At 73.0% G+C, this 25,397-nt stretch carries 24 protein-coding genes and 2 pseudogenes; 15 read left to right on the forward strand and 11 right to left on the reverse strand.

Translation table 11 applies throughout. The features are described from left to right. The first annotated feature begins 41 nt into the window (after positions 1 to 41). The 4 genes from ACXR2U_RS11140 (at position 42) to ACXR2U_RS11155 (ending at position 5,142) form a co-directional block, all read left to right on the forward strand. Positions 42 to 1,382: an HRDC domain-containing protein gene (locus ACXR2U_RS11140; protein ID WP_458825086.1), complete on the forward strand. Its 1,341-nt coding sequence runs from the start codon at positions 42 to 44 to the stop codon at positions 1,380 to 1,382. Between the two features lie 83 nt (positions 1,383 to 1,465). Beyond that, positions 1,466 to 2,695 (forward strand): thiolase family protein, encoded by a 1,230-nt coding sequence (locus ACXR2U_RS11145; RefSeq protein ID WP_458825087.1) that lies wholly within the window; start codon positions 1,466 to 1,468, stop codon positions 2,693 to 2,695. Beyond that, a complete protein-coding gene (locus ACXR2U_RS11150; RefSeq protein WP_458825088.1) occupies positions 2,692 to 4,797 on the forward strand; it encodes a 3-hydroxyacyl-CoA dehydrogenase NAD-binding domain-containing protein in 2,106 nt (701 codons plus the stop codon). Before ACXR2U_RS11145 ends, ACXR2U_RS11150 begins: the two co-directional genes overlap by 4 nt. 171 nt (positions 4,798 to 4,968) lie before the next feature. Continuing rightward, the gene (locus tag ACXR2U_RS11155; protein ID WP_458825089.1) at positions 4,969 to 5,142 is read left to right on the forward strand and encodes a hypothetical protein; all 174 of its coding nucleotides are present in this window, start codon (positions 4,969 to 4,971) and stop codon (positions 5,140 to 5,142) included. A 127-nt stretch (positions 5,143 to 5,269) separates the two neighbouring features. On the opposite strand, the gene ACXR2U_RS11160 is transcribed toward ACXR2U_RS11155, so the two are convergent. The 4 genes from ACXR2U_RS11160 to ACXR2U_RS11175 all read right to left on the reverse strand — a co-directional run bounded on the left by ACXR2U_RS11160 (position 5,270) and on the right by ACXR2U_RS11175 (position 10,792). After that, positions 5,270 to 6,622, reverse strand: coding sequence for a sensor histidine kinase (locus ACXR2U_RS11160; protein WP_458825090.1), 1,353 nt, complete (start codon positions 6,620 to 6,622; stop codon positions 5,270 to 5,272). 46 nt (positions 6,623 to 6,668) lie between these two features. Then, a complete protein-coding gene (locus tag ACXR2U_RS11165) occupies positions 6,669 to 7,385 on the reverse strand; it encodes a response regulator transcription factor (RefSeq protein ID WP_458825091.1) in 717 nt (238 codons plus the stop codon). Between the two features lie 99 nt (positions 7,386 to 7,484). Continuing rightward, entirely contained in the window at positions 7,485 to 9,425 is a 1,941-nt protein-coding gene (gene dxs, locus ACXR2U_RS11170; RefSeq protein ID WP_458825092.1) for a 1-deoxy-D-xylulose-5-phosphate synthase, read from the reverse strand. Between the two features lie 11 nt (positions 9,426 to 9,436). Next, positions 9,437 to 10,792 (reverse strand): class I SAM-dependent RNA methyltransferase, encoded by a 1,356-nt coding sequence (locus tag ACXR2U_RS11175; protein ID WP_458825093.1) that lies wholly within the window; start codon positions 10,790 to 10,792, stop codon positions 9,437 to 9,439. A 75-nt stretch (positions 10,793 to 10,867) separates the two neighbouring features. On the opposite strand from ACXR2U_RS11175, the gene ACXR2U_RS11180 reads away from it, so the two are divergent. The 3 genes from ACXR2U_RS11180 to ACXR2U_RS11190 are packed head-to-tail and all read left to right on the forward strand — an operon-like array spanning position 10,868 to position 12,348. Further along, entirely contained in the window at positions 10,868 to 11,527 is a 660-nt protein-coding gene (locus tag ACXR2U_RS11180) for a potassium channel family protein (RefSeq protein ID WP_458825094.1), read from the forward strand. A gap of 6 nt (positions 11,528 to 11,533) precedes the next feature. Next, a complete protein-coding gene (locus ACXR2U_RS11185) occupies positions 11,534 to 12,190 on the forward strand; it encodes a potassium channel family protein (protein ID WP_458825095.1) in 657 nt (218 codons plus the stop codon). Between the two features lie 2 nt (positions 12,191 to 12,192). Further along, positions 12,193 to 12,348: a hypothetical protein gene (locus ACXR2U_RS11190; protein ID WP_458825096.1), complete on the forward strand. Its 156-nt coding sequence runs from the start codon at positions 12,193 to 12,195 to the stop codon at positions 12,346 to 12,348. A 187-nt stretch (positions 12,349 to 12,535) separates the two neighbouring features. Here the strand turns inward: ACXR2U_RS11190 and ACXR2U_RS11195 are convergent, their stop codons facing one another. The 4 genes from ACXR2U_RS11195 to dut form a co-directional block, all read right to left on the reverse strand. Then, positions 12,536 to 13,534, reverse strand: a complete 999-nt coding sequence (locus ACXR2U_RS11195) for a hypothetical protein (RefSeq protein WP_458825097.1) — start codon at positions 13,532 to 13,534, stop codon at positions 12,536 to 12,538. A 268-nt stretch (positions 13,535 to 13,802) separates the two neighbouring features. Beyond that, entirely contained in the window at positions 13,803 to 14,543 is a 741-nt protein-coding gene (locus ACXR2U_RS11200; RefSeq protein ID WP_458825098.1) for a DUF3159 domain-containing protein, read from the reverse strand. Positions 14,544 to 14,567: 24 nt separating this feature from the next. After that, positions 14,568 to 15,248 (reverse strand): DUF3710 domain-containing protein, encoded by a 681-nt coding sequence (locus ACXR2U_RS11205; protein WP_458825099.1) that lies wholly within the window; start codon positions 15,246 to 15,248, stop codon positions 14,568 to 14,570. Then, positions 15,248 to 15,754 carry a dUTP diphosphatase gene (dut, locus tag ACXR2U_RS11210; RefSeq protein WP_458825100.1) on the reverse strand — a complete coding sequence of 169 codons (507 nt, stop codon included), beginning with the start codon at positions 15,752 to 15,754 and terminating at the stop codon, positions 15,248 to 15,250. The genes ACXR2U_RS11205 and dut overlap by 1 nt, the downstream gene beginning before the upstream one ends. Before the next feature lie 25 nt (positions 15,755 to 15,779). Between dut and ACXR2U_RS11215 the strand changes: the two genes are divergently transcribed. Together ACXR2U_RS11215 and ACXR2U_RS11220 are read left to right on the forward strand one after the other, a co-directional pair. Further along, positions 15,780 to 16,253: a DUF3093 domain-containing protein gene (locus ACXR2U_RS11215; protein WP_458825101.1), complete on the forward strand. Its 474-nt coding sequence runs from the start codon at positions 15,780 to 15,782 to the stop codon at positions 16,251 to 16,253. After that, positions 16,246 to 17,022, forward strand: coding sequence for an SDR family oxidoreductase (locus ACXR2U_RS11220; protein ID WP_458825102.1), 777 nt, complete (start codon positions 16,246 to 16,248; stop codon positions 17,020 to 17,022). Before ACXR2U_RS11215 ends, ACXR2U_RS11220 begins: the two co-directional genes overlap by 8 nt. A gap of 24 nt (positions 17,023 to 17,046) precedes the next feature. On the opposite strand, the gene ACXR2U_RS11225 is transcribed toward ACXR2U_RS11220, so the two are convergent. Beyond that, a complete protein-coding gene (locus ACXR2U_RS11225) occupies positions 17,047 to 17,355 on the reverse strand; it encodes a DUF4193 domain-containing protein (protein ID WP_458825103.1) in 309 nt (102 codons plus the stop codon). Positions 17,356 to 17,653: 298 nt separating this feature from the next. Between ACXR2U_RS11225 and ACXR2U_RS11230 the strand changes: the two genes are divergently transcribed. Beyond that, positions 17,654 to 18,244 carry a LytR C-terminal domain-containing protein gene (locus ACXR2U_RS11230; RefSeq protein WP_458825104.1) on the forward strand — a complete coding sequence of 197 codons (591 nt, stop codon included), beginning with the start codon at positions 17,654 to 17,656 and terminating at the stop codon, positions 18,242 to 18,244. Between the two features lie 94 nt (positions 18,245 to 18,338). Here the strand turns inward: ACXR2U_RS11230 and ACXR2U_RS11235 are convergent, their stop codons facing one another. Then, positions 18,339 to 19,175, reverse strand: a complete 837-nt coding sequence (locus ACXR2U_RS11235) for an inositol monophosphatase family protein (RefSeq protein ID WP_458825105.1) — start codon at positions 19,173 to 19,175, stop codon at positions 18,339 to 18,341. A gap of 73 nt (positions 19,176 to 19,248) precedes the next feature. On the opposite strand from ACXR2U_RS11235, the pseudogene ppgK reads away from it, so the two are divergent. Further along, a pseudogene (ppgK, locus tag ACXR2U_RS11240) lies at positions 19,249 to 20,101 on the forward strand (polyphosphate--glucose phosphotransferase). A gap of 122 nt (positions 20,102 to 20,223) precedes the next feature. Continuing rightward, positions 20,224 to 21,609: an RNA polymerase sigma factor gene (locus tag ACXR2U_RS11245; RefSeq protein WP_458825106.1), complete on the forward strand. Its 1,386-nt coding sequence runs from the start codon at positions 20,224 to 20,226 to the stop codon at positions 21,607 to 21,609. Positions 21,610 to 21,670: 61 nt separating this feature from the next. Here the strand turns inward: ACXR2U_RS11245 and ACXR2U_RS11250 are convergent, their stop codons facing one another. After that, a complete protein-coding gene (locus tag ACXR2U_RS11250) occupies positions 21,671 to 21,871 on the reverse strand; it encodes a DUF7455 domain-containing protein (protein WP_458825107.1) in 201 nt (66 codons plus the stop codon). Between the two features lie 308 nt (positions 21,872 to 22,179). On the opposite strand from ACXR2U_RS11250, the gene ACXR2U_RS11255 reads away from it, so the two are divergent. From ACXR2U_RS11255 to ACXR2U_RS11265, 3 genes and pseudogenes are all read left to right on the forward strand, one after another. Next, complete coding sequence (locus ACXR2U_RS11255; protein WP_458825108.1) at positions 22,180 to 22,887, forward strand: response regulator; 708 nt, start codon at positions 22,180 to 22,182, stop codon at positions 22,885 to 22,887. Between the two features lie 49 nt (positions 22,888 to 22,936). After that, on the forward strand, positions 22,937 to 24,610 hold the full coding sequence (locus ACXR2U_RS11260) for a GspE/PulE family protein (RefSeq protein ID WP_458825109.1): 1,674 nt from the start codon (positions 22,937 to 22,939) through the stop codon (positions 24,608 to 24,610). 572 nt (positions 24,611 to 25,182) lie between these two features. Continuing rightward, positions 25,183 to 25,397, forward strand: a pseudogene (locus ACXR2U_RS11265) (VWA domain-containing protein); the annotation flags it as partial.

Raw genomic sequence — 25,397 nt, forward strand, 5'->3', positions numbered from 1 at the left:
CGCCGGGTGTTACCGGGCAGCCGGGTGCCGCCGGACGTACGATGCCCGCCGTGCCACTCGACGACGACGACCAGGCGGCAGCCGTCGACGTCACCGACTCCGACACCCCGCCCGCTGCCGACGGCGGCACGGCCGACGTCGCGCCGGCGCCGCCCGAGCTGCCGCTGCTCGCGGCCCCCGCCGAGGGCGTGCCGGAGCCCATCACCACGCCCGAGCGCCTGGCCGACCTCGTTGCGGCGCTCGCGGCCGGGAGCGGGCCGGTGGCCGTCGACGCGGAACGGGCGTCGGGCTACCGGTACAGCAACCGGGCCTACCTCGTGCAGCTGCGGCGCGAGGGTGCCGGCACGGCACTCGTCGACCCGATCGCCCTGCCGGACCTGTCGTCGCTGGACACCGTGCTGCGTGACGTCGAGTGGGTGCTGCACGCGGCGCACCAGGACCTGCCGTGTCTCGCCGAGGTGGGCCTGCACCCCACGCGGCTGTTCGACACCGAACTCGCCGGCCGGCTGCTCGGGCACGAGCGGGTCGCGCTCGGCACGATGGTCGAGACCTGGCTCGGGGTGCGGCTGGAGAAGGGCCACTCGGCCGCCGACTGGAGCACCCGACCGCTACCGGAGTCGTGGTTGAACTACGCCGCCCTCGACGTCGAACTGCTGGTGCCCCTGCGGGACGTCCTCGCCGTGGAACTGGAGCGGGCCGGCAAGTCCGAGTGGGCCGCCGAGGAGTTCGCGGCCGAACTCGTCGCGCCGCCGCCCCCACCCCGCGCCGATCCCTGGCGGCGGACCTCGGGCATCCACGGGGTGCGCAACCGGCGGCAACTGGCCGTCGTCCGGCAGTTGTGGACGGCCCGGGACCACCTGGCCTCCGACCGCGACATCGCGCCGGGTCGGGTGCTGCCCGACTCCGCCATCGTGGCGGCGGCGAAGGCGATGCCGACCTCGGTGGGTGAGCTGACCCGGCTGCCGGTGTTCAGCGGCCCCCGGCAGCGGCGGCAGTCCAGTCGGTGGTTCGCCGCCGTGAGCGAGGCGGCGGCCCTGCCCGACGCCGACCTGCCGACCTCGACCCGCGCCCACACCGAGGGACCGCCGTCGGCGTCGCGGTGGGCCGACCGCGACCCCGTCGCCGCCGCCCGGCTCGTCGCCGCCCGGGCGGTCGTCAGCGCCATCGCCGACGACCGGCAGGTGCTGACGCAGAACCTGCTGGCCTCGGACGTCGTGCGCCGGTTGTGCTGGGAGGTGGTCGAACCCACCCCCGAGGCCGTCGGTGCGGCCCTGGTGCGGTTCGGAGCCCGGCCGTGGCAGATCGCGCTCACCGCGGCTCCGCTCGCCGCGGCACTGGCCGGTGTGGCCGCCGGGACCGGCGACGCCGCCACTCCCGTCTGACCGGCTCTCTCCCCCGCGCGCGGTTCTGTTACCGACGGGTAACCTACCGACGAGTAACCACGCTCCCGGGAGGTCGTCAGTCCATGCCCCGCACCAGTCGTGACGTCGTGTTCGTCGATGGAGCCCGCACCCCGTTCGGGAAGGCGGGGCCCAAGGGCATGTACGCCGAGACCCGCTCCGACGACATGGTCGTCGCGGTCATCCGGGAGCTGCTGCGACGGCACCCGGAACTGCCGCCCGAGCGCGTCGACGAGGTCGCGATCGCCGCGACCACGCAGATCGGGGACCAGGGCCTGACCATCGGGCGGATCGCGGCCATCCTGTCCGGTCTGCCGCTGTCGGTTCCGGGCTACGCGATCGACCGCATGTGCGCGGGCGCGATGACGGCCGTCACGACCGTGGCATCGGGCATCGCTTTCGGCGCCTACGACATCGCGATCGCGGGCGGCGTCGAGCACATGGGCCACCACCCGATGGGCGAGGGCGCCGACCCCAACCCACGGTTCGTGTCCGAGAAGCTCGTCGACACCTCGGCGTTGGTCATGGGTCAGACGGCCGAGAACCTGCACGACCGCTTCCCGGCGGTCACCCGCGACCGCGCCGACGCGTTCGGGGCGGCGAGTCAGGCCAAGCTCGCCAAGGCCTACGCCGACGGCAAGATCCAGCCCGACCTCGTGCCCGTCGCCCTGCGCAGTGCCGAGCAGGGGTGGAGCCTCGCCACCAAGGACGAGCCGCCCCGCCCCGGCACGACGGTCGAGGACCTCGCACAGCTCAAGACGCCGTTCCGGCCGCACGGGCGGGTCACGGCCGGCAACGCCGCAGGCCTCAACGACGGCGCGACGGCCTGCATCCTCGCCGACGCCGCCACCGCCGCGGAACTCGGTCTCGCGCCCAAGATGAAGCTGGTGTCGTTCGGCTTCGTCGGCGTCGACCCGGCGACGATGGGCGTCGGCCCGATCCCGTCGACCGAGAAAGCCCTGCGTTCCGCGGGGTTGTCGATCGGTGACATCGGACTGTTCGAGCTCAACGAGGCGTTCGCCGTACAGGTGCTGGCGTTCCTCGACCACTTCGGCATCGCCGACGACGACGACCGGGTCAACCCCTACGGCGGCGCGATCGCGACCGGGCACCCGCTGGCGTCGTCCGGCGTGCGGTTGATGACGCAGCTCGCGCGCGAGTTCGCCGACCGACCCGAGGTCCGCTACGGCGTCACCGCCATGTGTGTCGGCCTCGGGCAGGGCGGCACCGTCATCTGGGAGAACCCGCACAACGCCGAGGCCCAGGCCGACGCCGCGAAGGAGGTGGCGGCGTGACCGCGACCGTTGCACAGGGCGCTGAATTCGCCCAGGAGACCGTCACCCACGCGCTGGTGCGGTACGTCGAGGTGCCCGGCCTGGCCGGCGAGATCGCCCTCATCACGCTGGACAACGGCTTCGACCACACCAAGCCCTCGACGTTCGGCCCCGCCGGGCTCGCCGAGCTCGACGCGGCCCTCGACGCGATCGAGGCGCACACGCCGCGGCCGGCGGCGATCGCCGTCACGGGCAAGCCGTTCGTGTTCGCGGTCGGCGCCGACATCACCGGCATCCCGTCGATCACCTCGCGCGACCAGGCGTTGGAGATCGCGCGCACCGGGCACCGGGTGTTCGCGCGGTTCCGTGACAGTGCGGTCCCGACGTTCGCGTTCGTCAACGGCGCGGTCATGGGCGGCGGGCTCGAACTGGCGCTGCACTGCCACTACCGCACGCTCTCGTCCGGCGCGGCCGCCATCGCGTTCCCCGAGGTGTTCCTCGGCCTCGTCCCGGGGTGGGGCGGCACGCAACTGCTGCCGAACCTCATCGGGCCCGACAACGCTGTGAAGGTCATCGTCGAGAACGCGATGAACCAGAACAAGATGCTGTCGCCCAAGGCCGCGGCCGGGATGGGCGTCGCCGACGTCCTGCTCTCCCCCGCCGACTTCCTCGAGCAGTCGTTGCACTGGGCAACGGAAGTGCTCGCGGGCGACGTCGTCGTCACCCGGCCCGAGGTCGACCGCGGCGAGGCGTGGGACGCGGCGCTGGCCCGCGGTCGCGCCGCCGCCGACATGCGCGTGCACGGCGCGACTCCTGCGCCGTACAAGGCGCTGGAGCTCATGGAGCTCGCCCGCACCGCGGACTTCGCCACCGGCACCGCCGCCGAGGACGACGCGCTGGCCGACCTCATCATGACCGACGAGCTGCGCAGCTCGCTGTACGCGTTCGACCTCGTGCAGCGCCGGGCGAAGCGGCCGGCGGGTGCGCCCGACAAGGCGCTCGCCCGCAAGGTCACCAAGGTCGGCATCGTCGGCGCCGGGCTCATGGCGTCGCAGCTGGCGTTGCTGTTCGTGCGGCGGCTGAAGGTGCCCGTGCAACTGACCGACCTCGACCAGGAGCGGGTCGACAAGGGCGTCGGCTGGGTGCACGGGGAGATCGCGCAGCTCCTCGCCAAGGGCCGGATCTCGCCCGACGAGTCCAACCGGCTGACCGCCCTGGTGACCGGTGCGACGAGCAAGGACGGGTTCGCCGACGCCGACTTCGTCATCGAGGCCGTGTTCGAGCGGATGGACGTCAAGCAGCAGGTGTTCGCCGAGCTGGAGGCGGTCGTCTCGCCCGAGGCCGTCATCGCCACCAACACCTCGTCGCTGTCGGTCACCGAGATGGCGTCGAAGCTGCAGCACCCCGAGCGGGTCGTGGGTTTCCACTTCTTCAACCCGGTCGCGGTGCTGCCGTTGCTCGAGATCGTGCGCGGCGAGCAGACCTCCGACGAAGCCCTGGCCACCGCGTTCTCGGTGGCGAAGACCCTGGGGAAGTCGGCGGTCCTGGTGAAGGACGCGCCCGCGTTCGTCGTCAACCGGTTGCTGACCCGCTTCCTCGGCGAGGTCACCGCGGCGGCCGACGAAGGCACCTCGATCGAGGACGCCGACGCCGCGCTGGCGCCGCTCGGGCTGCCGATGAGCCCGTTCGTGCTGCTGGCGCTGGTCGGCCCGGCCGTCGCCCTGCACGTCGCCGAGACCATGCACGGGCACTACCCGGACCGGTTCGGGGTCAGCGAGAACCTGCGCAAGCTGGTCGAGGCCGGCAAGCCCGGCGTCTACGCGTGGGACGGCGGCCAGCACGTCGATCCCGAGGTGGTCGAGCTGTTCGACGCCGGCGACTCCCCCTCGACCGCCGAGCAGGTCCGGGAGCGCGCCCTCGCCGCGATGGCCCAGGAGGCCCGGCTCATGCTCGACGAGGGGGTCGTCGCCGACGCGCGGGACCTCGACCTGTGCCTGCTGCTCGGCGCCGGCTGGCCGTTCCACCTCGGCGGCATCACGCCGTACCTCGACCGCACCGGCACGTCGGAGGCGGTCACCGGCCAGCGGTTCCTGCCGCGCGGGGTGGCGTCCGTCGCAGGCTGAACCTCCCGGGCTCCTCCGGTGAGTGGGCACCTTCCCCGGTCAGTGGTCAGCACTGCGTGACCACTCGACGGGTGAGGTGCCCACTCGCGCGTTCGGAGGGCGTCAGGGTCTGACGAACCGTTGCCCACCCCGGGCGTCCCGGAGTAGACCGGGGTCCGGAGGCGATGCTCGATGAGCGTTCACCAGTGCCCGAAGTGCGAGTTGCGGTTCACGCTGAAGCCGGAGTTGGACTGGCACTGCCGGGAGGAACACCCGGAGTTCCGGCACGACTACGCCGGCCCGTGGGAGCACCCCGAGGACAGGGCGACCCGGGACGGTGCCGCAGAGGCTCGGCCGCGCGGCTGACGACGCCGCCAGCGGACTGCGCGCGGCCCCTCGCCGGGATCACTGATCGGATCTTCACGCCAAGGCGCCACGGATCGATCACTGATCACCCGCGCCGCCGCCGCCGAGCGCGGCGAGTGGGGGCGGGTCAGCCGGCCTTCGACGACGACGACGACTCGGACGTGCGGACGACGTCGGCGGTCTCGACGCCACCGTCGTCGCCCTGACCGATCTCGCGACGGCCGCGGAGGATGCCCCGGCGGCTCTCGATGCGGCGGACGTCGCCGCGGTTCGCCGTGCCCTTGCCGCCGGTCGAGCGCAGCTTGGACGGGATGGCCGGGCCGGTGGGGCGCAGTTCGACCCGCACGACCAGCCCGCCGCCGACCCGCGGTGTGGCCGTGATCGTGCCGCCGTGGACGCCGACCGTCATGCGCACGATCGCGAGGCCGAGGCCCGCGCCGCGGGTGGCGGTGCGGACCTTGCCGCCGCGGCGGAAGGGCTCGAACAGGTTCTCCAGGCCCTCGCTCGCCACGACCGGACCGGTGTTCTCGACCTGCAGCCAGGCGCACTCGCCACCGTCGGCCGCGGGGCCGGACCCGGTGGCCACCCGGATCCAACCGCCGAAGGTGTTGTAGCGGACGGCGTTCTCGACGAGGTTGCCGAGCACGCGGCCGAGCAGGTTGGGGTCGCCGACGGTCGTGCCCGGCTGGGCGTCGACCTCCACGGTGATCTGCCGCGAGGCCACCTCGTTCTTGACCGAGCTGATCACGGTCGGCACCAGTTCGGCGAGGTCGATCTCCTCGCGGCTGTCGAGCTCCGCGCGGTCGCCCGCCTGGAGTCGCGCGAGGATGAGCAGCGAGTCGACGAGGTGCTGGGCGCGCATGGTGGCGTCGACGAGCACCGCGGCCATCCGGCGCAGTTCCTCGGTGTCGGCCCCCTCGTCGGCGAGGGTGACGTCGAGCTCGGTGCGCATCACCGACAGCGGGGTCCGCAGCTCGTGCGAGGCGTTGGCGACGAACATCCGCTGGCTCTCGAACGCGGCGTCGAGGCGGGCCAGCATGTTGTCGAAGGTGTCGGCGAGTTCGCGCAGTTCGTCGTCGGGGCCGCCGAGGTCGATGCGTTGCTTGAGGGTCTTGGTCGACAGCTGCTGGGCCGTCTTGGTGACCCGGGCGACCGGGGCGAACGCCTGGCGGGCCATGAGGTACCCGCCCGCGGCGCCGACCACGACGATGACGCCGAGGTACACCAGGCCGTCGCGCAGCAGCGCGGTCCGGGCGTTGTCGCGGATGCTCGCGCCCAACTCGGCGGGCTGGACGGTGGAGCTGGTGCCGTCGGGTTGGGTGATGGTCACCGGGCCCTGGATCTCGAACAGCGGGGCACCCGCGATGGCCCGGTCCAGCAGGATCAGCGAGGTCACGAGGGTCGCGGCCGCCATGAGCACCATGAGCGCGCCGTACAGCAGCGCCATGCGGCTGCGCAGCGTCACCCGGAAGAACTTCACGGCGCGGTCCGGGTGCTCACGGGGGGTGTCAGGGTCGCCGCCGGGGTCAGTCCGCGGCGGCGTGCGCGGGCTTGGAGCCGTCCTCGACCTCGGGGAACGCCGACGGGTCGATGCGGTAACCCGACCCGACCACCGTGTCGATGATCGGCGGCTCACCCAACTTGCGGCGCAGGGTCATCATCGTGACCCGGACGGTGGTGGTGAACGGGTCGGCCGTCTCGTCCCACACCCGGTCGAGCAGCTCGTCGGAACTGACGACGGCGCCCTGCGCGGTCATCAGGGTCTCGAGGATCCCGAACTCCTTGCGGGTGAGCTCGACCGTGTCGCCGTCGCGGCTGACCGTGCGGCGGGCGGAGTCCAACTCGATGTTGCCGGCCTGCAGCACCGGCGGGGCGGCGGGCGTGGCGCGGCGGCCGAGGGCGCGCACGCGGGCGACCAGCTCGGCGAACGCGAACGGCTTGGCCAGGTAGTCGTCGGCGCCGAGCGCGAGGCCCTGCACCTTGTCCTCGACCGTGCCCGACGCGGTCAGCATGATGACCCGGGTCAGGGAGTTCTCGTCGGCCGACAGCCGCTGGCAGAGGTCGTCGCCGCTCATGCCGGGCAGGTCGCGGTCCAGGACCACGATGTCGTACCGGGTGCCGGTGGCCTTCTTCAGGCCGTCATCGCCGTCGTAGGCGGTGTCGACGGCCATGCCCTCACGGCGCAGGCCTCGGGCGACGGCGTCGGCGAGCTGCTCCTCGTCCTCGACGACCAGAACACGCATGTGGTTGGACCCTCTCCCCGGCTGACGTCTGTGCGGTGCAGGGTACGAGTGTCCCTCACGAACGCCTCGGACCGCACCCACCCCGCCCGAAGGGGCGTGTCAGGGGCGGTCGGAGTCCTCGGTGTCGGGCACCGGGGCGGGCGCACGGTCACGGACCACGGCCGCCCACTCCACGACCCGGCGGCCGATGTCCTGCGCGGTCAGCCCGACCGCCGCCTTCACCTGGTCGACCTTGGCGTGGTCGAGGAACGCGACCGGGATGCCGATCTCGCGGGTGGGCACGTCGACGCCCTGCGCGCGCAGGTACTGCGCCACGCGCGACCCGACGCCGCCCGCGACGACACCGTCCTCGACGGTGACGACCAGCGACGACGCCCGGGCGAGATCGGCGAGGGCGGCCGGCACGGGGTTGACCCAGCCGGGGTCCACGACGCGGACGGTGAAGCCCGCCTGCTCGACCGCGGTGGCGGCGGTGAGGACGTCCGGGACGGTCGACCCGACCCCGACGAGCAGGACGTCGACCGGGCGGCGTCCGGGCTCGGCCAGCACGTCGACACCGTCGAACCCGAGCCCGCCGGTGCGGCGCAGGACGGGGACGTCCTCACCCATCGGGGCCTTGGAGTAGCGGACCACGGTGGGGCCGTCCGACACCTCGACGGCGTCCTCGAGTGCGCGGCGCAACGTGGCGGCGTCGCGGGGCGCGGCCATGCGCAGGCCGGGCACGACGCCGAGGATCGCCATGTCCCACATGCCGTTGTGGCTCGCGCCGTCGTCGCCGGTGATGCCCGCGCGGTCGAGGACGACCGTGACCGGCAGCTGGTGCAACGCGACGTCCATGAGCAACTGGTCGAACGCGCGGTTGAGGAAGGTCGCGTAGATCGCGACGACCGGGTGCAGGCCGCCCGACGCGAGGCCCGCGGCCGAGGTCATGGCGTGCTGCTCGGCGATGCCGACGTCGTGGAAGCGGGTCGGGAAGCGCCGGGCGAACGCGCCCAGCCCGGTCGGCTCCTGCATGGCCGCGGTGATGGCGACGACGTCCGGACGGCGCTCGCCGATGCCGACGAGGGCCTCGGAGAACACCGCGGTGAGCTTGCGGCCACCGCCCGGTGTGGCGATGCCGGTGTCGGGGTCGAAGCCCGCGCTCTGGTGCATCTGGTCGGCTTCGTCGGCGAGGGCCGGCGCGTAGCCGTAACCCTTCTGGGTGACGGCGTGCACGATCACCGGCGCGCCGAAGCCGCGGGCCTTCTGCAACGCGGCCTCGAGCGCGACCCGGTTGTGGCCGTCGATGGGGCCGACGTACTTCAGGCCGAGGTCCTCGAACATGCCCTGCGGTGCGAGCAGGTCCTTCGCGCCCTTCTTGGCGCCGTGCAGGGCGTCGTACAGCGGCGCGCCCACCACAGGTGTGCGCTGCAGGGCGTCCTTGATCGCCTGCAGGGCCTTCTCGTAGCCCGGGCGCAGCCGCAGGGTGGCGAGGTGGTCGGCGACCCCGCCGACGGTCGCGTTGTACGAACGGCCGTTGTCGTTGACGACGACGATGACCGGCCGCTCGCAGGCGGCGATGTTGTTGAGCGCCTCCCAGGCCATCCCACCGGTGAGCGCGCCGTCGCCGATGACCGCGACCACGGGCCGGTTCTCCCCGCGCAGCGCGAACGCCTTGGCCAGGCCGTCGGCGTAGGACAACGCGGTCGAGGCGTGGGAGTTCTCGATCCAGTCGTGCTCGCTCTCGGCGCGGCTGGGGTAGCCCGACACGCCGTCGCGCTGGCGCAGGGTGTGGAACTCGGCGGCGCGGCCGGTGACGAGCTTGTGCGGGTACGCCTGGTGGCCGACGTCCCAGAGGATCGGCTCGGTCGGGCTGTCGAAGACGCGGTGCAGCGCCAGCGTCAACTCGACCACGCCGAGGTTGGGGCCGAGGTGGCCCGCGTTGCGGGCGACGGTGCGCACCACGCGGTCGCGGATCTCCGCGGCCAGGCGCACGAGGTCGGCATCGCTCATCGTGCGCAGGTCGGAGGGTCCGCGCAGGCTGTCCAGGAGTCCGGTCATCGTCGCTGAGCCTACGACTCCCCGGCCGGTGCGAGGGTGACCACGCACTCCACGTGGTGTGTCATGGGGAACGCGTCGTAGGCGCGGAAGGCCGTCGGGCGGTAGCCGTGGCGCGCGAATGCCGCGAGATCGCGGGCCAGGGCGACCGGGTCGCAGGCCACGTAGGTGACCGCCCGCGGGGAGGTCGCGGCGATGGCCTCGGCCACGGCCGGGCCGGCACCGCTGCGGGGCGGGTCGAGCACGACCAGGTCGACCCCGCCGAGGTCGGCCGCCGCCTGGGCGACGGTGGCCGGGTCGACCCGACGTGGCCGGACGAACGCCCACGGGACGTCGGTGAGGTTGCCGCCGGCGTCGGTCACGGCGCCGGCGTCGGCCTCGAGCCCGAGCACCCCGCCGTCGGCGCCCACGAGGTCGGCGAGCACGCCGGTGAACAGCCCGGCGCCGGCGTAGAGGTCCAGCGCCCGTTCGCCGGGGCAGGGGCCGAGGCCGTCGACGACGGCGGCCGCGAACGTCGACGCCGCCAGCGGGTGGCCCTGCCAGAACCCCGGCGCGGCGACGCGGAACGACCGTCCGGCCACGGCGTGCCACACGGTGGCGGGACCGTCGGTCACCTCGGTGACGTCGGGTGGGCGGCGGTGACGGCGGTTCCCGCGCCCCGGCCGGTTCCGGCGGTCGGCGGGCGCGCGGGTCGGTGCGGGTCGGTGGACGACCGTGCTCACCGTCCCGCTGTCACCGAGGACGTACTCGACCCCGGTGGCGCCGGCCGGCAACGTCGTCGGGTCGAACCGCACGCTCGGGGCGTCGCCGACGCCGGGGGCGCTGATGGGGCACATCGTCACCGGCTCGACGTCGTGCGAGCGGTGCCGGCGCAGGCCGAGCCGGGCGGGCTGCGCGCTGCGGTCGACCGCGTAGGTGGTGCGGGTGCGCCAATACAGCAGTCCGCCGTCGAGGGGCTCGACCGTGACGTCGAGGTCGAGACCCTCGAGGGCGTCACCGGCGAACCGCTGGAGCGCCTCGCGGACGACGGCGGTCTTGAGCTCGAGCTGGGTCGCGGCGTCGGCGTGCTGCCAGTCGCACCCGCCACACCGCCCGGGACCGCTGAACGGGCACGGCGGGTCGACACGGCCGGCCGCCGGTTCGGCGATCGCCACGGCGTCCGCCCGCAGGAACGAGCCGCCGTCGTCCTCGGTGACCGTGGCGGTGACCAGCTCGCCGGGCAGGGTGTGCCGCACGAAGACGACCCGGCCGACGTGCTCGGCCGGTGCCCCGGACGCGTCGTCGATGCGGGCCACGCAGTGCCCGCCGTGGGCGACCGCGCCGACGCGCAGGCGCAGGCGGGCTCCCGCGAGGGACGTGGCGGTGCTCACGGGGTGCGAAGCTACTGGTCCGCCGAGGGTCGGTTCGTCGGCAGCACCGCGCGGCCGCGTGTAGCGTGCCGGGCCGTGCACGTCGTCGTGATGGGCTGCGGACGCGTGGGCTCCGCCCTCGCGCTCGCCCTCGACCGCCTGGGCCACTCGGTGGCGGTCATCGACGCCGTCCCGGCCGCGTTCCGGCGCCTGTCCGAGGAGTTCGGCGGCACCACCGTGGCCGGGGTCGGGTTCGACCGCGACACCCTCATCGAGGCCGGCATCGAACGCGCCGACGCCTTCGCCGCCGTCAGCAGCGGCGACAACTCCAACATCATCAGCGCGCGGGTGGCCCGGGAGACGTTCGGCGTCGACCACGTCGTCGCCCGCATCTACGACCCCCGCCGCGCCGAGGTGTACGAGCGGCTCGGGATCCCGACCGTGGCGACCGTGCCGTGGACGTCTGGGCGCCTGTTGAAGAAGGTCTTGGGCGCGAGCGTCCTCGAGGAGTGGCGCGACCCCACGGGCGGCGTGATCATGCTGGCCCTGACCCCCGATCCGGGCTGGGTGGGCCGCAAGGTCAAGGAGTTCGAGGCCGCGACCGGCGCCCGGGTGGGTGTGGTGACGCGCTTCGGCGTCGGCAAGCTGCCCCGGGAGACGCCGGTGCTGCAGGCGGGCGACACCGTCCACCTGTTCACGACCGAGGACGAGATGGCCGAGGTCAAGGCCACCGCGTCGAAGCCCCCGGAGGACTGAGGCCCTGTGAAGGTCGCCATCGCCGGGGCGGGCGCCGTGGGGCGGTCCATCGCCCGCGAGCTCATCGCCAACGGCCACACCGTCCTGCTCATCGACAAGGACGACCGCAAGATCACCCCCGAGCGGATCCCGGGCGCGACGTGGCGCCTCGGCGACGCGTGCGAGGTCGTCACCCTCGAGCAGAGCAACCTCGAGGAGTACGACGTCGTCATCAGCGCGACCGGCGACGACAAGGTCAACCTCGTGGTCTCGCTGCTGGCCAAGACCGAGTACGCGGTCGGGCGGGTCGTGGCCCGCATCAACCACCCGTCGAACGAGTGGTTGTTCACCGAGGCCTGGGGCGTCGACACCGCCGTCTCGACCCCGCGGGTGCTCGCGGCGCTGGTCGAGGAGGCCGTCTCGGTCGGCGACATCGTCCGGCTGTTCAGCTTCAAGCAGGGCGAGGCCAACCTGGTGGAGGTCACCCTGCCGTCCGACGCCCCGTGCCAGGGCAACGCCGTGCGGGAGTTGACGATCCCCCGCGACGCGGCGCTGGTCGCGATCGTGCGGCGCGGGCACGTCCTCACGCCGTCGCCCGACGAGCCGCTCGAGGGCGGTGACGAGTTGCTGTTCGTCGCCCGCCCGGAGGCCGAACCCGCGATCCGCGCCGCGGTGTGCCGCTGAGCGTGTCCGAACCTCGTCGTCCCCCCGCCCGCCGCCGCCCCTGGTTCGGCCCGTCGCGCCGGGGTTGGGGCCTGTGGCCGCGCGCCTGGCAGGGCTGGGCCCTCACGGCCCTCGGCCTCGCCGTCGTGGTCGTGCTGGTCGTCCTCGCCTCCCGCTGACCGACGGTCGGCTCGTGTCCGGCGGGTCGTGACGGTCGGCGCGTCCGCGAGGGTGACTGACAAAAGTGCAGTGTTCGGTCATTGGCCGGCGGGCTGTGCAACCGAACAGTGACTGTTTGGCGGATGACACGCGCGTGGGCCAGGAACGACAGGACACGGAGGATGGACGCGCGGCGCGTTCGAGCGGTCAGGCGCGGATGACCAAGGGCACCGGGATGACCGCGCCGGCCTGGGTCGTCGCGACCCAGCGGGGTACCTCGCCAGCGACGAGCCGCGCGCGGCGTCGGCGGCGCGCCCGCTCGATGCGGGCCACCGCGTCCGAGAAGTCGACGAAATCCCTCGATCCCCATCGGGCGACCTCGAGGTCCACGTCCTCGACGGTCTGGTGCCGGTCCTTCTCAGCCGGGTAGGCGTCCGGGCGGTCGACGTACTTCGTCGTTCCGTCGGTCTCGCCGACAACGCCCTCGGCCCAGTAGTGGTCGACGCGGGCGAGGAACCGACCGTCGAGGGTGCGGATGACGACCTGGCTGTACGGGATCGGGAGGCCGTGCTCCCGGATGTGCCAGCGGCTGCGCGATTCGAGCGGGCTCTCCGCCAGCGGGTCGAGCAGGTCGCGCACCACGCGCGCGTTGTCGATCCCGGTGTGTCCGCGGCAGTCGTGGACCGCCGCCTCGAGCGGGCCGAGTTCGAGCAGCCCGTGGCGCAACGCGAAGTCGCCAGTGACGAGCGCGGACTGCGCGCCGAACTCACACGCGATGTCGACGACCGTCCGCGCCATCGACGTCACGGGAACGTCCAACTTGCGCACGAGCGGCAACGTCGACGCCACCTGGTGAACGTGCAGACCCGTCATGTGACGGATTGCCGGAGCCCAGGAACTCACGCAGGATCGAGGGGAATCCGCCCAGATCGGGCAGCCGTGGAGGTACCCGGCCGCCAGGTGGCTCACGGCGACGCGGTCGCGAGGGATGGTGGCGGCGATCGCGCGACGGGCCAAGGCGAGGTCGGCCTGTTGGTACGAGCTCAGGCGCGTGACAGGAGGCGCGAACCGGCCGGCCGCGACCCGGACCAGCCGACCGGTCAGCACCGCGTGTCGCTGGGCGGCGCGTGACCACCCCGCTTCGAGGTATTCGGCGGCCGTCGCCACCCCGAGCCGGGTGAACGGGACGGGCGGGTGGAGTCGCATGCGCTGAGCATCGAGGAACTGACGGCTGGGCACTCTGCGTCGTCCACAGGCCGGTCCGTCGTCCACACTCCGACGCGCGAGCTTGCGAACCCGGTCACACGGTGCAAGTAGGCGTCCGCGTCCTGCGCTCCTCGGGCGACACGCCGACGCCCGTACCGCCAGACAGTCATCGTTTCGCGGCTCAGGTGCACGCAGAACGACCGAACACTGCACTTTTGTGAGTCAAGGGCCCCACGGCCGGCGGACCGGACGAACCAGGCGAGGACCGTCAGGCGGCGGGGGTGGGTTCCTTCGGGGGGTAGAGCTTGTGGCGGGTGCGGCGGACGATCCAGAACGAGAAGATGACAGCCGCGATCCAGAGCGGGTAACCCATGACGATCTTGACGATGCCGAGCGAGGTCGTCTCGTCCAGGGAGTAGAGGATCCACTGGACCACGCCACGGGCGAGGAAGACCACGACGCCGGCGAGGGTCGCCCACTGGTAGGCGCGCAGGAGCTGGCGGTGGCGGTACCACGGGACGGCGGGCGGGTGGGGGCCGTCGACGTCGGCGTCGGTGGGGTGGTGCTTGTCGATCGGGTCGAGGAACTCCCACACCAGCCCGACGAAGGGGCGGCGCACGATCATGGTCAGCAGCATCGCGATGCCGTAGGCGAAGGCCGTGACGATGCCGACCACGAAGAAGTTGCGGGCCTCGCCGGTGTAGGCGGCGATGGCGGCCGCGATGCCCACCCCGATGAGGCCGGACGCCGCCTGCAGCACCGACTCGCGCCGGACCACCCGGTACAGCGCCAGCGCCACGGCCGAGCCGACCGCCCAGTAGATCGCGGTGCTGAGCGCCGCGACCAGGTTGACGATGACGAACACGATGGTCGGGATCGCGGCGATGACCGTGCCGGTCCAGCCGCCGATCGAGGCCAGCATCTGCGAGCGGTACCGCTCGCGCATCTCCGGTGAGGTCAGTTCCTCACGGAGGGTGCGGGGACGAGCGGACTCGTCTTCCTCGCTCACGCCGCCGAGGGTAACCGCCGGAACTCAGGAGTCGTCGTCGGAGTCGTCGCCCGTGACCGCGTCGGTCTTCGGCAGGTGCAGCGGCACCGGCTCGCGGACCGGGAGCGGGTCACGCCCGCGCACCACGACGGTGTCGGCGAAGACCTCCAGCAGCGGCTCGGCGGCCTCGTCGTCGGTGGCACCGGGCCCGACGACCATGGCGCGGACGAACCAACGCGGGCCGTCGACACCGAGGAACCGCACCGGGGTCTTCGCGCCACGGGCGCCCGCGAGCTCGCCCCGCAGTTCGGTGCCGAAGCGGTCGCCCTCGTGCTCCTCGGCCGATCCCCCGCCCTGGGCCATGGACTCCGCGATCTCGGCTCGGATCTCGTCCCAGATGCCTTCGGCCCGGGGTGCGGCGAACACGCCGACCTGCATCTGCGTGCCCTTGCGCACGAGCCGGACGGTGCTGACCCGGCCCTCGTTGTCGGCCTCGGCCTGGATGTCGATGCCCTTGACGACGGGCAGGCGCAACGCGCCGAGGTCGACGCGCTCGTGGTCGTCGTCCGGGGTGTCCTTGACGTCGTACGGGCCGGTGGTCGTCGCCGACTCGTCACCGTGACGCGGGTGCTGCCACGGCGGGGTCGCGTCGAGCTTGTCGCGTTCCTGCTGCTTGCGCTTCGCGGCCCGGGACATCGAGCCGCGGTCGCGACGGAAGCCCGCCATCAGAGCGCCCCCGCGTCCAGCGCGAGCGAACCGCCGGTCGAGCCGAACCCGCCGGCGGCGCGCTCGGACGTCGGCAGCTCGTCGACCTCGACGAAGTGCGCGTGCTCGACCCGCTGCAGCACCAACTGCGCGATGCGCTCGCCCCGTTGCAGACGCAACGTCCGGCGCGGGTCGTGGTTGACGACGATCACTGTCACCTCTCCGCGGTAGCCCGAGTCGATCGTCCCGGGCGCGTTCAGCAGCGTCATGCCCGCCCGGGCGGCGAGCCCGGAGCGGGGGTGCACGAACGCGGCGTAGCCGTCGGGCAGCGCGAGGGCGATGCCGGTGGGGAGCGAGGCCCGCTCCCCCGGCGCCAACTCGGCGTCGACGGTGGTCACGATGTCGGCCCCGGCGTCGCCCGGGAGGGCGTACGTGGGGAGGGGGACGGACGGATCCAGCCGGTGCACGGCGACGGTGAGCGACGGAGCGCCCGGGTTCTCGCCGGTTCGGGGCACAGCGCTGGTCACGGCGGGCAAGGCTACCCTCGCGACCGTGACCACCGACGGCTACCGCGAGCGGCTGCGGTGCCCGTGGTCCTGGTACGTGACCGGTGCGCTCGCGGGCCTCGTCCTCGCACCCGAGATCAGCTTCGTGACGCCCCTGCCCATCTGGTCGACGATGCTCGCGGGGGTCGTCGCCGCCATCGTCATCGTCACCTGGATCGGCCGCTCCACCCTCGCCGTCGAGGACGGCGTGCTGTTGGTCGCCGGCGCGAAGCTCCCCGTCCGCTACGTCGGCGGCGTCGTCGCCCTGGAGGCCCCGACCATGCGCCGGCTGATGGGGCGCGACGGTGACCCCGCCGCGTTCCTCGCCACCAAGCCGTGGGTCGGGCCGGGCGTGCAGATCGTCCTCGACGACCCCGAGGACCCGGTGCCGTACTGGGCCGTCAGCACCCGTCACCCCCGTGAGCTCACCGACGCCCTGAACCGGGCGCGCACCCTCGAGGAGACCCGCCAGCGTGACTGACCCGGCCGGCGCCCGCTACGCGGGCCGCACCGCCATCGTGACGGGCGCGAGCCGGGGCATCGGCCTCGCCGTCGCCGAACGGCTGGTCGCCGAGGGCGGGCGGGTGTGTGTCACCGCCCGCAAGCAGGAGACCCTGGACGAGGCGGTGGCCGCGCTGAACGCCGGGCGGCCCGAGCCGGTCGCCATCGCCGTCGCCGGTCGCGCCGACGACCCGGAGCACCAGGCCGACGCCGTCGGGCGGACCGTCGAGGCGTTCGGGCCCCTGGACCTGTTCGTCAACAACACCGGCATCAACCCGGCGTACGGCCCGCTCCTCGAGACCGACCCCGCGGCCGCGCGCAAGACGTTCGACGTCAACGTGCTGGCCCCGCTCGGGTGGTTGCGCGTGGCGATGGCGAACGGGTTGGCGCGGCCCGGTGGCGCCGTGGTGAACGTGGCCTCGATCGCGGGCCTGCGACCCGCCCCGGGCATCACGCTCTACGGGGCGAGCAAGGCGGCGCTGGTCTCGGTGACGCAGTCGCTCGCCGTGGAACTGGCGCCGGCGGTCCGCGTCAACGCGGTGGCCCCGGCGGTGGTGAAGACGAAGTTCGCGACCGCCCTCTACGAGGGCCGCGAGGAGGACGTCGCCGCGGCGTACCCGCTGCGACGTCTGGGTGATCCCGCGGACGTCGCCGGTGCCGTGGCGTTCCTCGGCTCCGGCGACGCGGCGTGGATCACGGGTCAGACGCTGGTCATCGACGGTGGTCTGACCCTCACCGGGGGCGTGTAGCCCCCGGCGTGGCGCCGCGACGGCTCAGGCGCAGTCGCGGCAGATCAGCTGTCCCTTGGACTCGCGGCCGAGGCGGCTGCGGTGGTGGACCAGGAAGCAGCGCGAGCAGGTGAACTCGTCCTCCTGCTTCGGCAGGACCCGGACGGTGAGTTCCTCACCGGACAGGCTGGACAGGTCCGCCCCCGGCAACTCCAGGGACTCGTTCAGTTCGGTCTCGTCGACGTCGATCGTGCCCGACTGCGCCTCGGCGCGTCGTGCCTTCAGTTCCTCGAGTGAATCCTCGCCCAGCTCGTCGGTCTCGCCGCGTCGCGGGGCGTCGTAATCGGTGGCCATGTCTCATTCCTTCTCAAGCGTTCGTCCTGCAGGTGGCTCGCGCGTCGGTCCGGCTCTCACCGGCGTGGGGATCGCGCCCGCGTGGAACGCCGGGACGCCGGGGTTTCATCCCGGTGGTGGTTCCCCGCGTCGTCGCCCGAGCGCGGGACGGTACACGGCGCGTCCAGCAGGCGCACCCACACACCCGTCGGCGTGTCGGCCGTCATCGTCTCGGGGCGTCGTGGGCGTGGTGGCTCGGCGGTGTCCGGGTCGCCGGATAAGCTCCCCGGCGATGCCCTCCCGATCGGCACGACGACCCGTGCCCGCCCTCATCTTCCTGCTCGCGTTGGCCGTGCTGGCCGTCGTGGTGTGGGTGCGTGTCGCTGACCGCGACTCCGCCGCCGACGTCGCCGGCGGCTGTGGTTCGGCACCGCAACTGCCCGCCAACGCCGCGGTCACGGTGACCGTGCTCAACGGTGTCGGCACCGACGGCCTCGCCGGCCAGGCGCTCGACGCCTTCGGCAAGGCCGGGTTCGGCAAGGGCAACGTCGGCGACGCCGACCCGCTGGCCGGCATCGCCACCGTGACGTCCGGGCCCAACGGCACGGCCGGCGCGTTGCTCGTGCACTACTACCTCACCGGGTCGACCGTCACCGTCGACACCCGCGAGGACACCAGCGTCACCGTGACGATCGGCGCGCGCTACCGCGGCCTCGCCACCGCCGCCCAGGCCAAGCAGGCGATGATCGCGGCGCAGGTCTCGCAGTCCCCCGCCGCGCCCGGCGCCACGGCGACCGGCGCACCCGCCTCCGGCGCGAGCGGCCCGACCAGCCCGTCGCCCACGGCGACCTGCTTCACCACGCCGCCCTACCCCACGCCGACGACCTCGGCGAGCCCCGCCGCGTCCTGACGCCGCCGCCTCACCCCGTCGCCTGACTCCGGCCGCCTGACCCCGGCTGCCCGACCCCGGCTGCCTGACCCCGCGCCCGACCGCGCTCCAGGCGTCAGCTGACCGCGTCGGCGTCGAGGTCCTCCAGCAGCGCGAACAGGTCGGCGGCGAACGACGCCCCGGCCACAGCCGTCATCCGGCCGTCCGGGTCGCGGCCGCGCAGGCCGGTCGCGACTGCGCCCGCCTCCCGCGCCACGAGCAGCCCGGCGCCCCAGTCCCACGGGTTGAGGCCGACCTCGTAGTAGCCGTCGAGCCGCCCGGCGGCCACGGCGCAGAGGTCGAGGCTCGCGGCGCCGATGCGGCGGATGTCGGCGATCCGGTCGATGAGCCGTGCGACGACCGCGGCCTGGGCGCTGCGGCGGGCCGGGTCGTAGCCGAACCCGGTGCCGACGACGGCCCGGGCCAGAGGGACGTCACGGGGGCCGTGCAGACGCACGTCAGCCTGGCCGGGGGCCCGCAGGTGGGCCCCACCGCCGAGCGACGCGCGGTAGAGGGCTCCGGTCGCCGGCGCGAAGACCGCTCCCGCCACGACCTCGCCGTCGACCTCCGCGGCGACCGACACCGCGTAGTCGGGCAGCCCGAGCACGAAGTTGACGGTGCCGTCGATGGGGTCGAGCAGCCAGCGGACACCGGTGTCGCCCTCGGTCGCCCCGCCCTCCTCGCCGAGGACGGCGTCCCCCGGCCGCCACTCGCGCAGCCGCGCCAGCAGCCACTCCTCGGTGGCGCGGTCGACGTCGGTGACCAGGTCGGTCGGGGTGGACTTGGCGCTCACGGTGGTGGCCCGGGCCTCGCCCACACGGGCTGCGACGAGGGCGCCGCCCCCGGTCGCGAGGGCCACGGCGACGTCCAGGAGTTCGGTCGGGGTGGATCGGGACTCGGCCGGGCTGCCCACCGGGCTAAGGTACGCACCCGCCGCCCGCGCGACGGGCCGGCGTCCTTTTCCGCGGAGGGAACGTGAGCGAGACATGACCGAGCACGACGGCGAGAACCCCGCTCCCACCGCCCCGGGCCCCGCCACCGACGCCCTGCACGTCGAGGCGGCCGACGCCCCGACGACCGCGAACACCGCGTACGGCGTCGACATCGGCGGGTCGGGCATCAAGGGCGCGATCGTCGACGTCACGACCGGCGAGCTCACCGTGGCCCGCGTCCGGATCCCGACGCCGACGCCCTCGACGCCCCAGGCCGTCGCCCGGGTGGTCGGCGAACTGGTCCACGGCGACGGCACCCGCGAACCGTGGACCGGCGTGGTCGGGGCGACGTACCCCGGCGTCGTGTCCCACGGCGTCGCCCGCTCGGCCGCGAACGTCGACCCGAGCTGGATCGGCACCGACGTCGACAAGACCTTCACCGACGTCGTGGGCAACGAGGTCGTCGTGCTCAACGACGCCGACGCCGCGGGACTCGCCGAGGCCCGCTTCGGCGCGGCGAAGGGCGTGCGCGGGGTGGTCATGGTGCTGACGTTCGGCACCGGGATCGGCTCGGCGCTGCTCATCGACGGCGTGCTCGTGCCCAACACGGAACTCGGTCACCTCGAACTCGACGGCCACGACGCCGAGACCCAGGCGGCCGCGTCGGCGAAGGACCGCGAGGACCTGTCGTACAAGAAGTGGGCGGTCCGGGTGGACCGCTACATGCAGCACCTGGAGCGGATCTTCACCCCCGACCTGTTCGTCGTGGGCGGCGGTGTCAGCAAGAACGCGGACCGCTGGGTGCCGTACCTCAACGTCGCGGCGCCCGTCGTGCCGGGCCCAGTTGCGCAACAACGCGGGCATCGTCGGGGCCGCGCTGGCCGCCGTGGAACGGCGCGGCGAGTAGATCGACAGCGCCCGGCGTGATCGCGCAGTACACTTCCCGCGCAGGGCGCCGCGCACGAACTGGACTCGATCTCTGAGCCACCCGACAGTCTGCGGGCGATCCCGGATGCACTGTCGCAACGCATGAATCCCCCCGCCCGGTGCGCGCCTTGCTGCCGCCTGGCGGCCGGCGAAAGGGTGTACGTGGTCGCACGCAGTTCAGTCGAGTCCGAAGACCTGTCGGGTCAGGTCGTGGGCCGGGTCAGCGCCGCCGCCACCGCGGTGCGCAAGGTGAGCGCCCCGGTGGAGAAGGCGGCCGCGAAGCCGGCCAAGAAGGCCGCGGCGAAGCCGAAGAAGGGCGCGGTCGCGGCCGTCCCGGACGCCGCCGACGCGGAGCCCACGGACCTCGCCGACGTCCCCGCCGAGGTCGACCTCTCCGAGGTGGAGGTCGTCGCCGAGGAGGTCGTGGACCCCGCCGCCGACGCCGTCGTCGACGAGGCCGAGACCGAGACCCCCGCCGCCGCCAAGGAGGGCGAGTCCTCGGAGTTCACGTGGGACGAGGAGGAGTCCGAGGCGCTGCGCCAGGCGCGCAAGGACGCCGAGATGACGGCCTCGGCCGACTCCGTCCGTGCCTACCTCAAGCAGATCGGCAAGGTCGCGCTGCTCAACGCCGAGGAGGAGGTCGACCTCGCCAAGCGGATCGAGGCCGGGCTCTACGGCGCCGAGCGCATCCGGCAGGCCGAGGAGGCGAACGAGAAGCTCGTGCTGCAGATGCGGCGCGACCTGAACTGGATCGTCCGCGACGGCGAGCGCGCGAAGAACCACCTGCTCGAGGCCAACCTGCGCCTGGTCGTCTCGCTGGCCAAGCGCTACACCGGCCGCGGCATGGCCTTCCTGGACCTCATCCAGGAGGGCAACCTGGGCCTCATCCGCGCGGTCGAGAAGTTCGACTACACCAAGGGCTACAAGTTCTCGACCTACGCCACCTGGTGGATCCGGCAGGCCATCACCCGTGCCATGGCCGACCAGGCGCGCACCATCCGCATCCCGGTGCACATGGTCGAGGTCATCAACAAGCTCGGGCGCATCCAGCGCGAGCTGCTCCAGGACCTGGGCCGCGAGCCCACCCCGGAGGAGCTCGCCAAGGAGATGGACATCACCCCGGACAAGGTGCTGGAGATCCAGCAGTACGCCCGGGAACCGATCAGCCTCGACCAGACCATCGGTGACGAGGGCGACAGCCAGCTCGGTGACTTCATCGAGGACTCCGAGGCCGTCGTCGCCGTCGAGGCCGTCTCCTTCACCCTGCTACAGGACCAGCTGCAGTCGGTGCTGCAGACCCTCTCGGAGCGGGAGGCGGGTGTCGTCAAGCTGCGGTTCGGCCTCACCGACGGCATGCCGCGCACCCTCGACGAGATCGGCCAGGTCTACGGGGTCACCCGCGAGCGGATCCGGCAGATCGAGTCCAAGACGATGAGCAAGCTGCGCCACCCGTCCCGCAGCCAGGTCCTGCGCGACTACCTGGACTAGGACGCCGCACGACGAAGGGCCCGCCTCCGCGAGGAGACGGGCCCTTCGGGCGTGCTGGTGTCTAGCGCTCCGGCGTGGCGACGACCGGCTCGAGCTTGGTGCTCTCGTCGTAGATCGTCGCGTCCATGTCGCGCAGCTTGCTCTCGAACTCACGGGCGTGGTGGGCGCAGAAGAGCAGCTCGGATCCGCTGGGGAGCGTCGCGCGGACGTAGGCCTGCGCGCCACAACGGTCACAGCGGTCGAGAGCGGTCAAGGCGGTCATCGGGTCAACAGGTGCGGTGGACGTGGTCGTCACGGCGTGGCCCCCCTTCATCGGTTCGTGCGTCGGTCGTGCGGGCTTCTCTCGTTCCATGTAACCAGTCCCCACCTGCAGTCGATGCCACGCAGGGGCGACGGGTCCGTGACGTTCGCCATCGGCGAAGCGCCGCCCGACCCGTGCCCTGACGGTACGCACGCGGGCTCGACACGGCGCGCCGACGCACCGGATGTCACCGAGCCGTGACGCGCCCGCGACCCGCGAAACAGCCGCGCAACACGCACTCGCCGCGAGGTGCCGGCGGCCCGCGGTGGATGATCGGCGCCGTGAGTGGACGGGCACCGGCCGGGCGCATCCTGCTGGTCGAGGACGAGCGGCTGCTGCGCCGTGCGCTCGCCATGAACCTCACCGCCCGGGGCTGGGAGGTCACCGAGGCCGGCGACGGCACCACCGGGCTGGCCGCGGCGGCGAGCGTCGAACCCGACGTCGTCGTCCTCGACCTGGGGCTGCCCGACCTCGACGGTGTCGACGTCGTCCGCGGCATCCGGGCCTGGTCGGCCACCCCGATCCTCGTGCTGTCGGCCCGGACCGACAGCACCGACAAGGTGCAGGCGCTCGACGCCGGCGCCGACGACTACGTCACCAAGCCCTTCGACGTCGACGAACTGCTGGCGCGGTTGCGGGCCGTGACCCGCCGCACCGGCGCGGCGGCGAGGACCGACACGGTGGTCGTGGGCGACGTGACGATCGACCTCGACGCCACCACCGCCACCCGCTCCGACGGGACCAGCGTCCGGCTGACCCCGACCGAGTGGCGGCTGCTCGCCGCCCTCCTGCAGGTGCCCGGACGCCTGGTCACCGGCCCGGCCCTGCTGCGCGCACTACGCGGCTCGCCCGACCACACCGACCCCAGCTACCTGCGCATCTACATGGCGCAACTGCGTCGCAAGCTCGAGCCGGACCCGGGCCACCCGCGCCACCTGCTCACCGAGGCGGGGATGGGATACCGCTTCGCCCCGTGAAGTCGATCTTCGTCAGGACGGCGCGGTTCACGCGTGCTTCACTGCTGGCGTGACCCTGCACCACGCCCGTCCCCTCACCGAAGCCCTGCGCCGCCGCGGGGTCGACAGCGCCCTGCTCACCGAGGCGACCCGCCGCGCCGCGGACACCGGCAAGCCGTTGCGCGACGTCCTGGTCGACGACCGGGTGGTCACCGAGCTGGACCTGGTCGCCGCCACCGGCGACGTCTACGGGATGACGGCCATCGACCTCGTCGACTTCCCGCTCGACGACAAGGCCATGGAGGCGCTGCCGCGCGCACTGGTCACCCGCCACCGGGTCATCGGCATCGCCTACGACGACGGCGAACTGCTCGTGGCCGTCACCGACCCCGACGACGTCATGGCGCTGGACGACGTGCGCGCCTCGAGCTCGGCGCCGGTGCGGCCGGTGGTCGTCGCCCGCACCGAGCTGGACAAGATCCTCGACCGGGTCCGCCGCGACGCGAGCGACCTCGCCGACCTCGCCGCGAGCGCGGGCCACCGCGAGACCTCGAACAACGTCGCCGACCTCGACGCCGTCGGCGAGGAAGCCCCGGTCATCCGGTACGTCAACTCGATGCTCGACCAGGCCATCCGCGCCGGCGCGTCCGACATCCACATCGAGCCGACGGAGTCCGACCTGCGGGTGCGGTTCCGCATCGACGGCGTGCTGCACGAGATCGACAGCGTGCCCCGCGGCGTGCAGTCCGAGTTGATCTCGCGCCTGAAGATCATGTCCGGCGTCGACATCACCGAGCGGCGGGTGCCGCAGAACGGCCGCATGTCCGTGCAGCTCGGCGGTCGGGTCGTCGACCTGCGGGTCGCGACCTTGCCGACGGTGTGGGCGGAGAAGATCGTCCTGCGGGTGCTCGACACGAGCGGCGTCACCCTCAGGCTCGAGGCGCTGGGGTTCAGCCCGGACAACGCCGAGCGGTACGCGACCAGCTACCACAAGCCGCACGGCATGGTGCTGGTCACCGGACCGACCGGATCCGGCAAGTCGACGACGCTGTACGCGACGCTGCAGGCCATCAAGAGCCCCACCATCAACATCATCACCGTCGAGGACCCGGTCGAGTACCGACTGCCCGGCGTCAACCAGGTGCAGGTCAACCTCAAGGCCGGGCTGACGTTCGCCGCGGTGCTGCCGGCCATCCTGCGCTCGGACCCCGACGTCGTGCTCATCGGCGAGATCCGCGACCGCACGACGGCGCAGCTGGCCATCGAGGCCTCGCTCACCGGCCACCTCGTGCTCTCGACCCTGCACACCAACGACGCCCCCAGCGCCGTCACCCGCCTGGTCGAGATGGGGATCGAGCCGTTCCTCGTGGGCTCCTCGCTGGACTGCGTGCTCGCCCAGCGCCTCGCCCGACGCCTGTGCGACTGGTGCAAGGAGAGCTACACGCCGACCACGGCCGAGCTCGACGCCGCCCGGTGGCCCGCGGACGCCACCCGGCCGGACGAGCTCTGGCGGCCGGTGGGGTGCCGGTCGTGCTCCCAGACCGGCTACCGCGGCCGCATCGCGGTGCACGAGGTCATGCCGGTGAGCGAGGAGATCGAGCGGCTCACGGTGGACCGCGCGTCCGCGCACGACGTCAAGCGCGTCGCGCTGGAGCAGGGCATGAGCGAGCTGCGGGTCGACGGCCTGCGCAAGGCCGCAGCGGGTCAGACGTCACTGGCCGAGGTGCTGCGCGTCGCCGTGTGAAGTCCCCGTTCGCCCCCTCGTCCGACGCCGTCCTTGGTCCTCGACCGGGACGGCGTCGCCGTGCGTGACGCCTCCCCGACCCCGCGCCGGGAACGGACGGAACGGGCGTCGGCCGGGAGGTGACGCGCCGCGGACGGATTTGCGGAACTCTTGAGGACGGCCGTCCAGCGTGGGCTCCGCGATCTCGTCCGGTGCGCGGACGCGAGGTCGCTCGGCTTCTGAGCGGAGGCCGGACTGCTCAGGCGGCCGAGGTGAAACGTCCGGAACGTGCGGGTTCCGACGGTGCACACACCTCCCGAATCCGGCGTTCCGCACCGGTTCCCGCCGATCCCGTCCCGCCGCGTCGACGTCCTTGAGCGACACGAGGCGGCCCTGACCTCACGCTGAGCAAACACTTCCGATGGGCGATGGTTTCCGCGACAGAGACTTGGCACGAGGCCGGACGTCGGCTAGCTTTTCGCTTCGCCAGGAAGTGAGTTCGAGGTTAAGCACGGGTCGGAACACCGTCTGACCGACGCACTCGACTCACACACCAGCGTCCCTCCGCCCCCACCCCTCAGAGGAGTTCCACCGTGGAACGTCGGACCTCGATCGCCGACCACGTGCTCCCCCGCGCCCCTCGCGCAGCGGTCGCACCGCCCGTCGTGCCGTCGTTCGAGGAGCTCTGGCCGGACGACGCGCTCGCCGCCCCCGTCCCCGTCCTCAGCCCGCGCCCGGCGCCGGCGCCCGACGCTCCGGTCACCGCGCCCGAGCCGGTCGCCGCGTCCGAGCCGGTCGCCGCGTCCGA

Source organism: Jatrophihabitans sp. YIM 134969 (assembly GCF_054456675.1).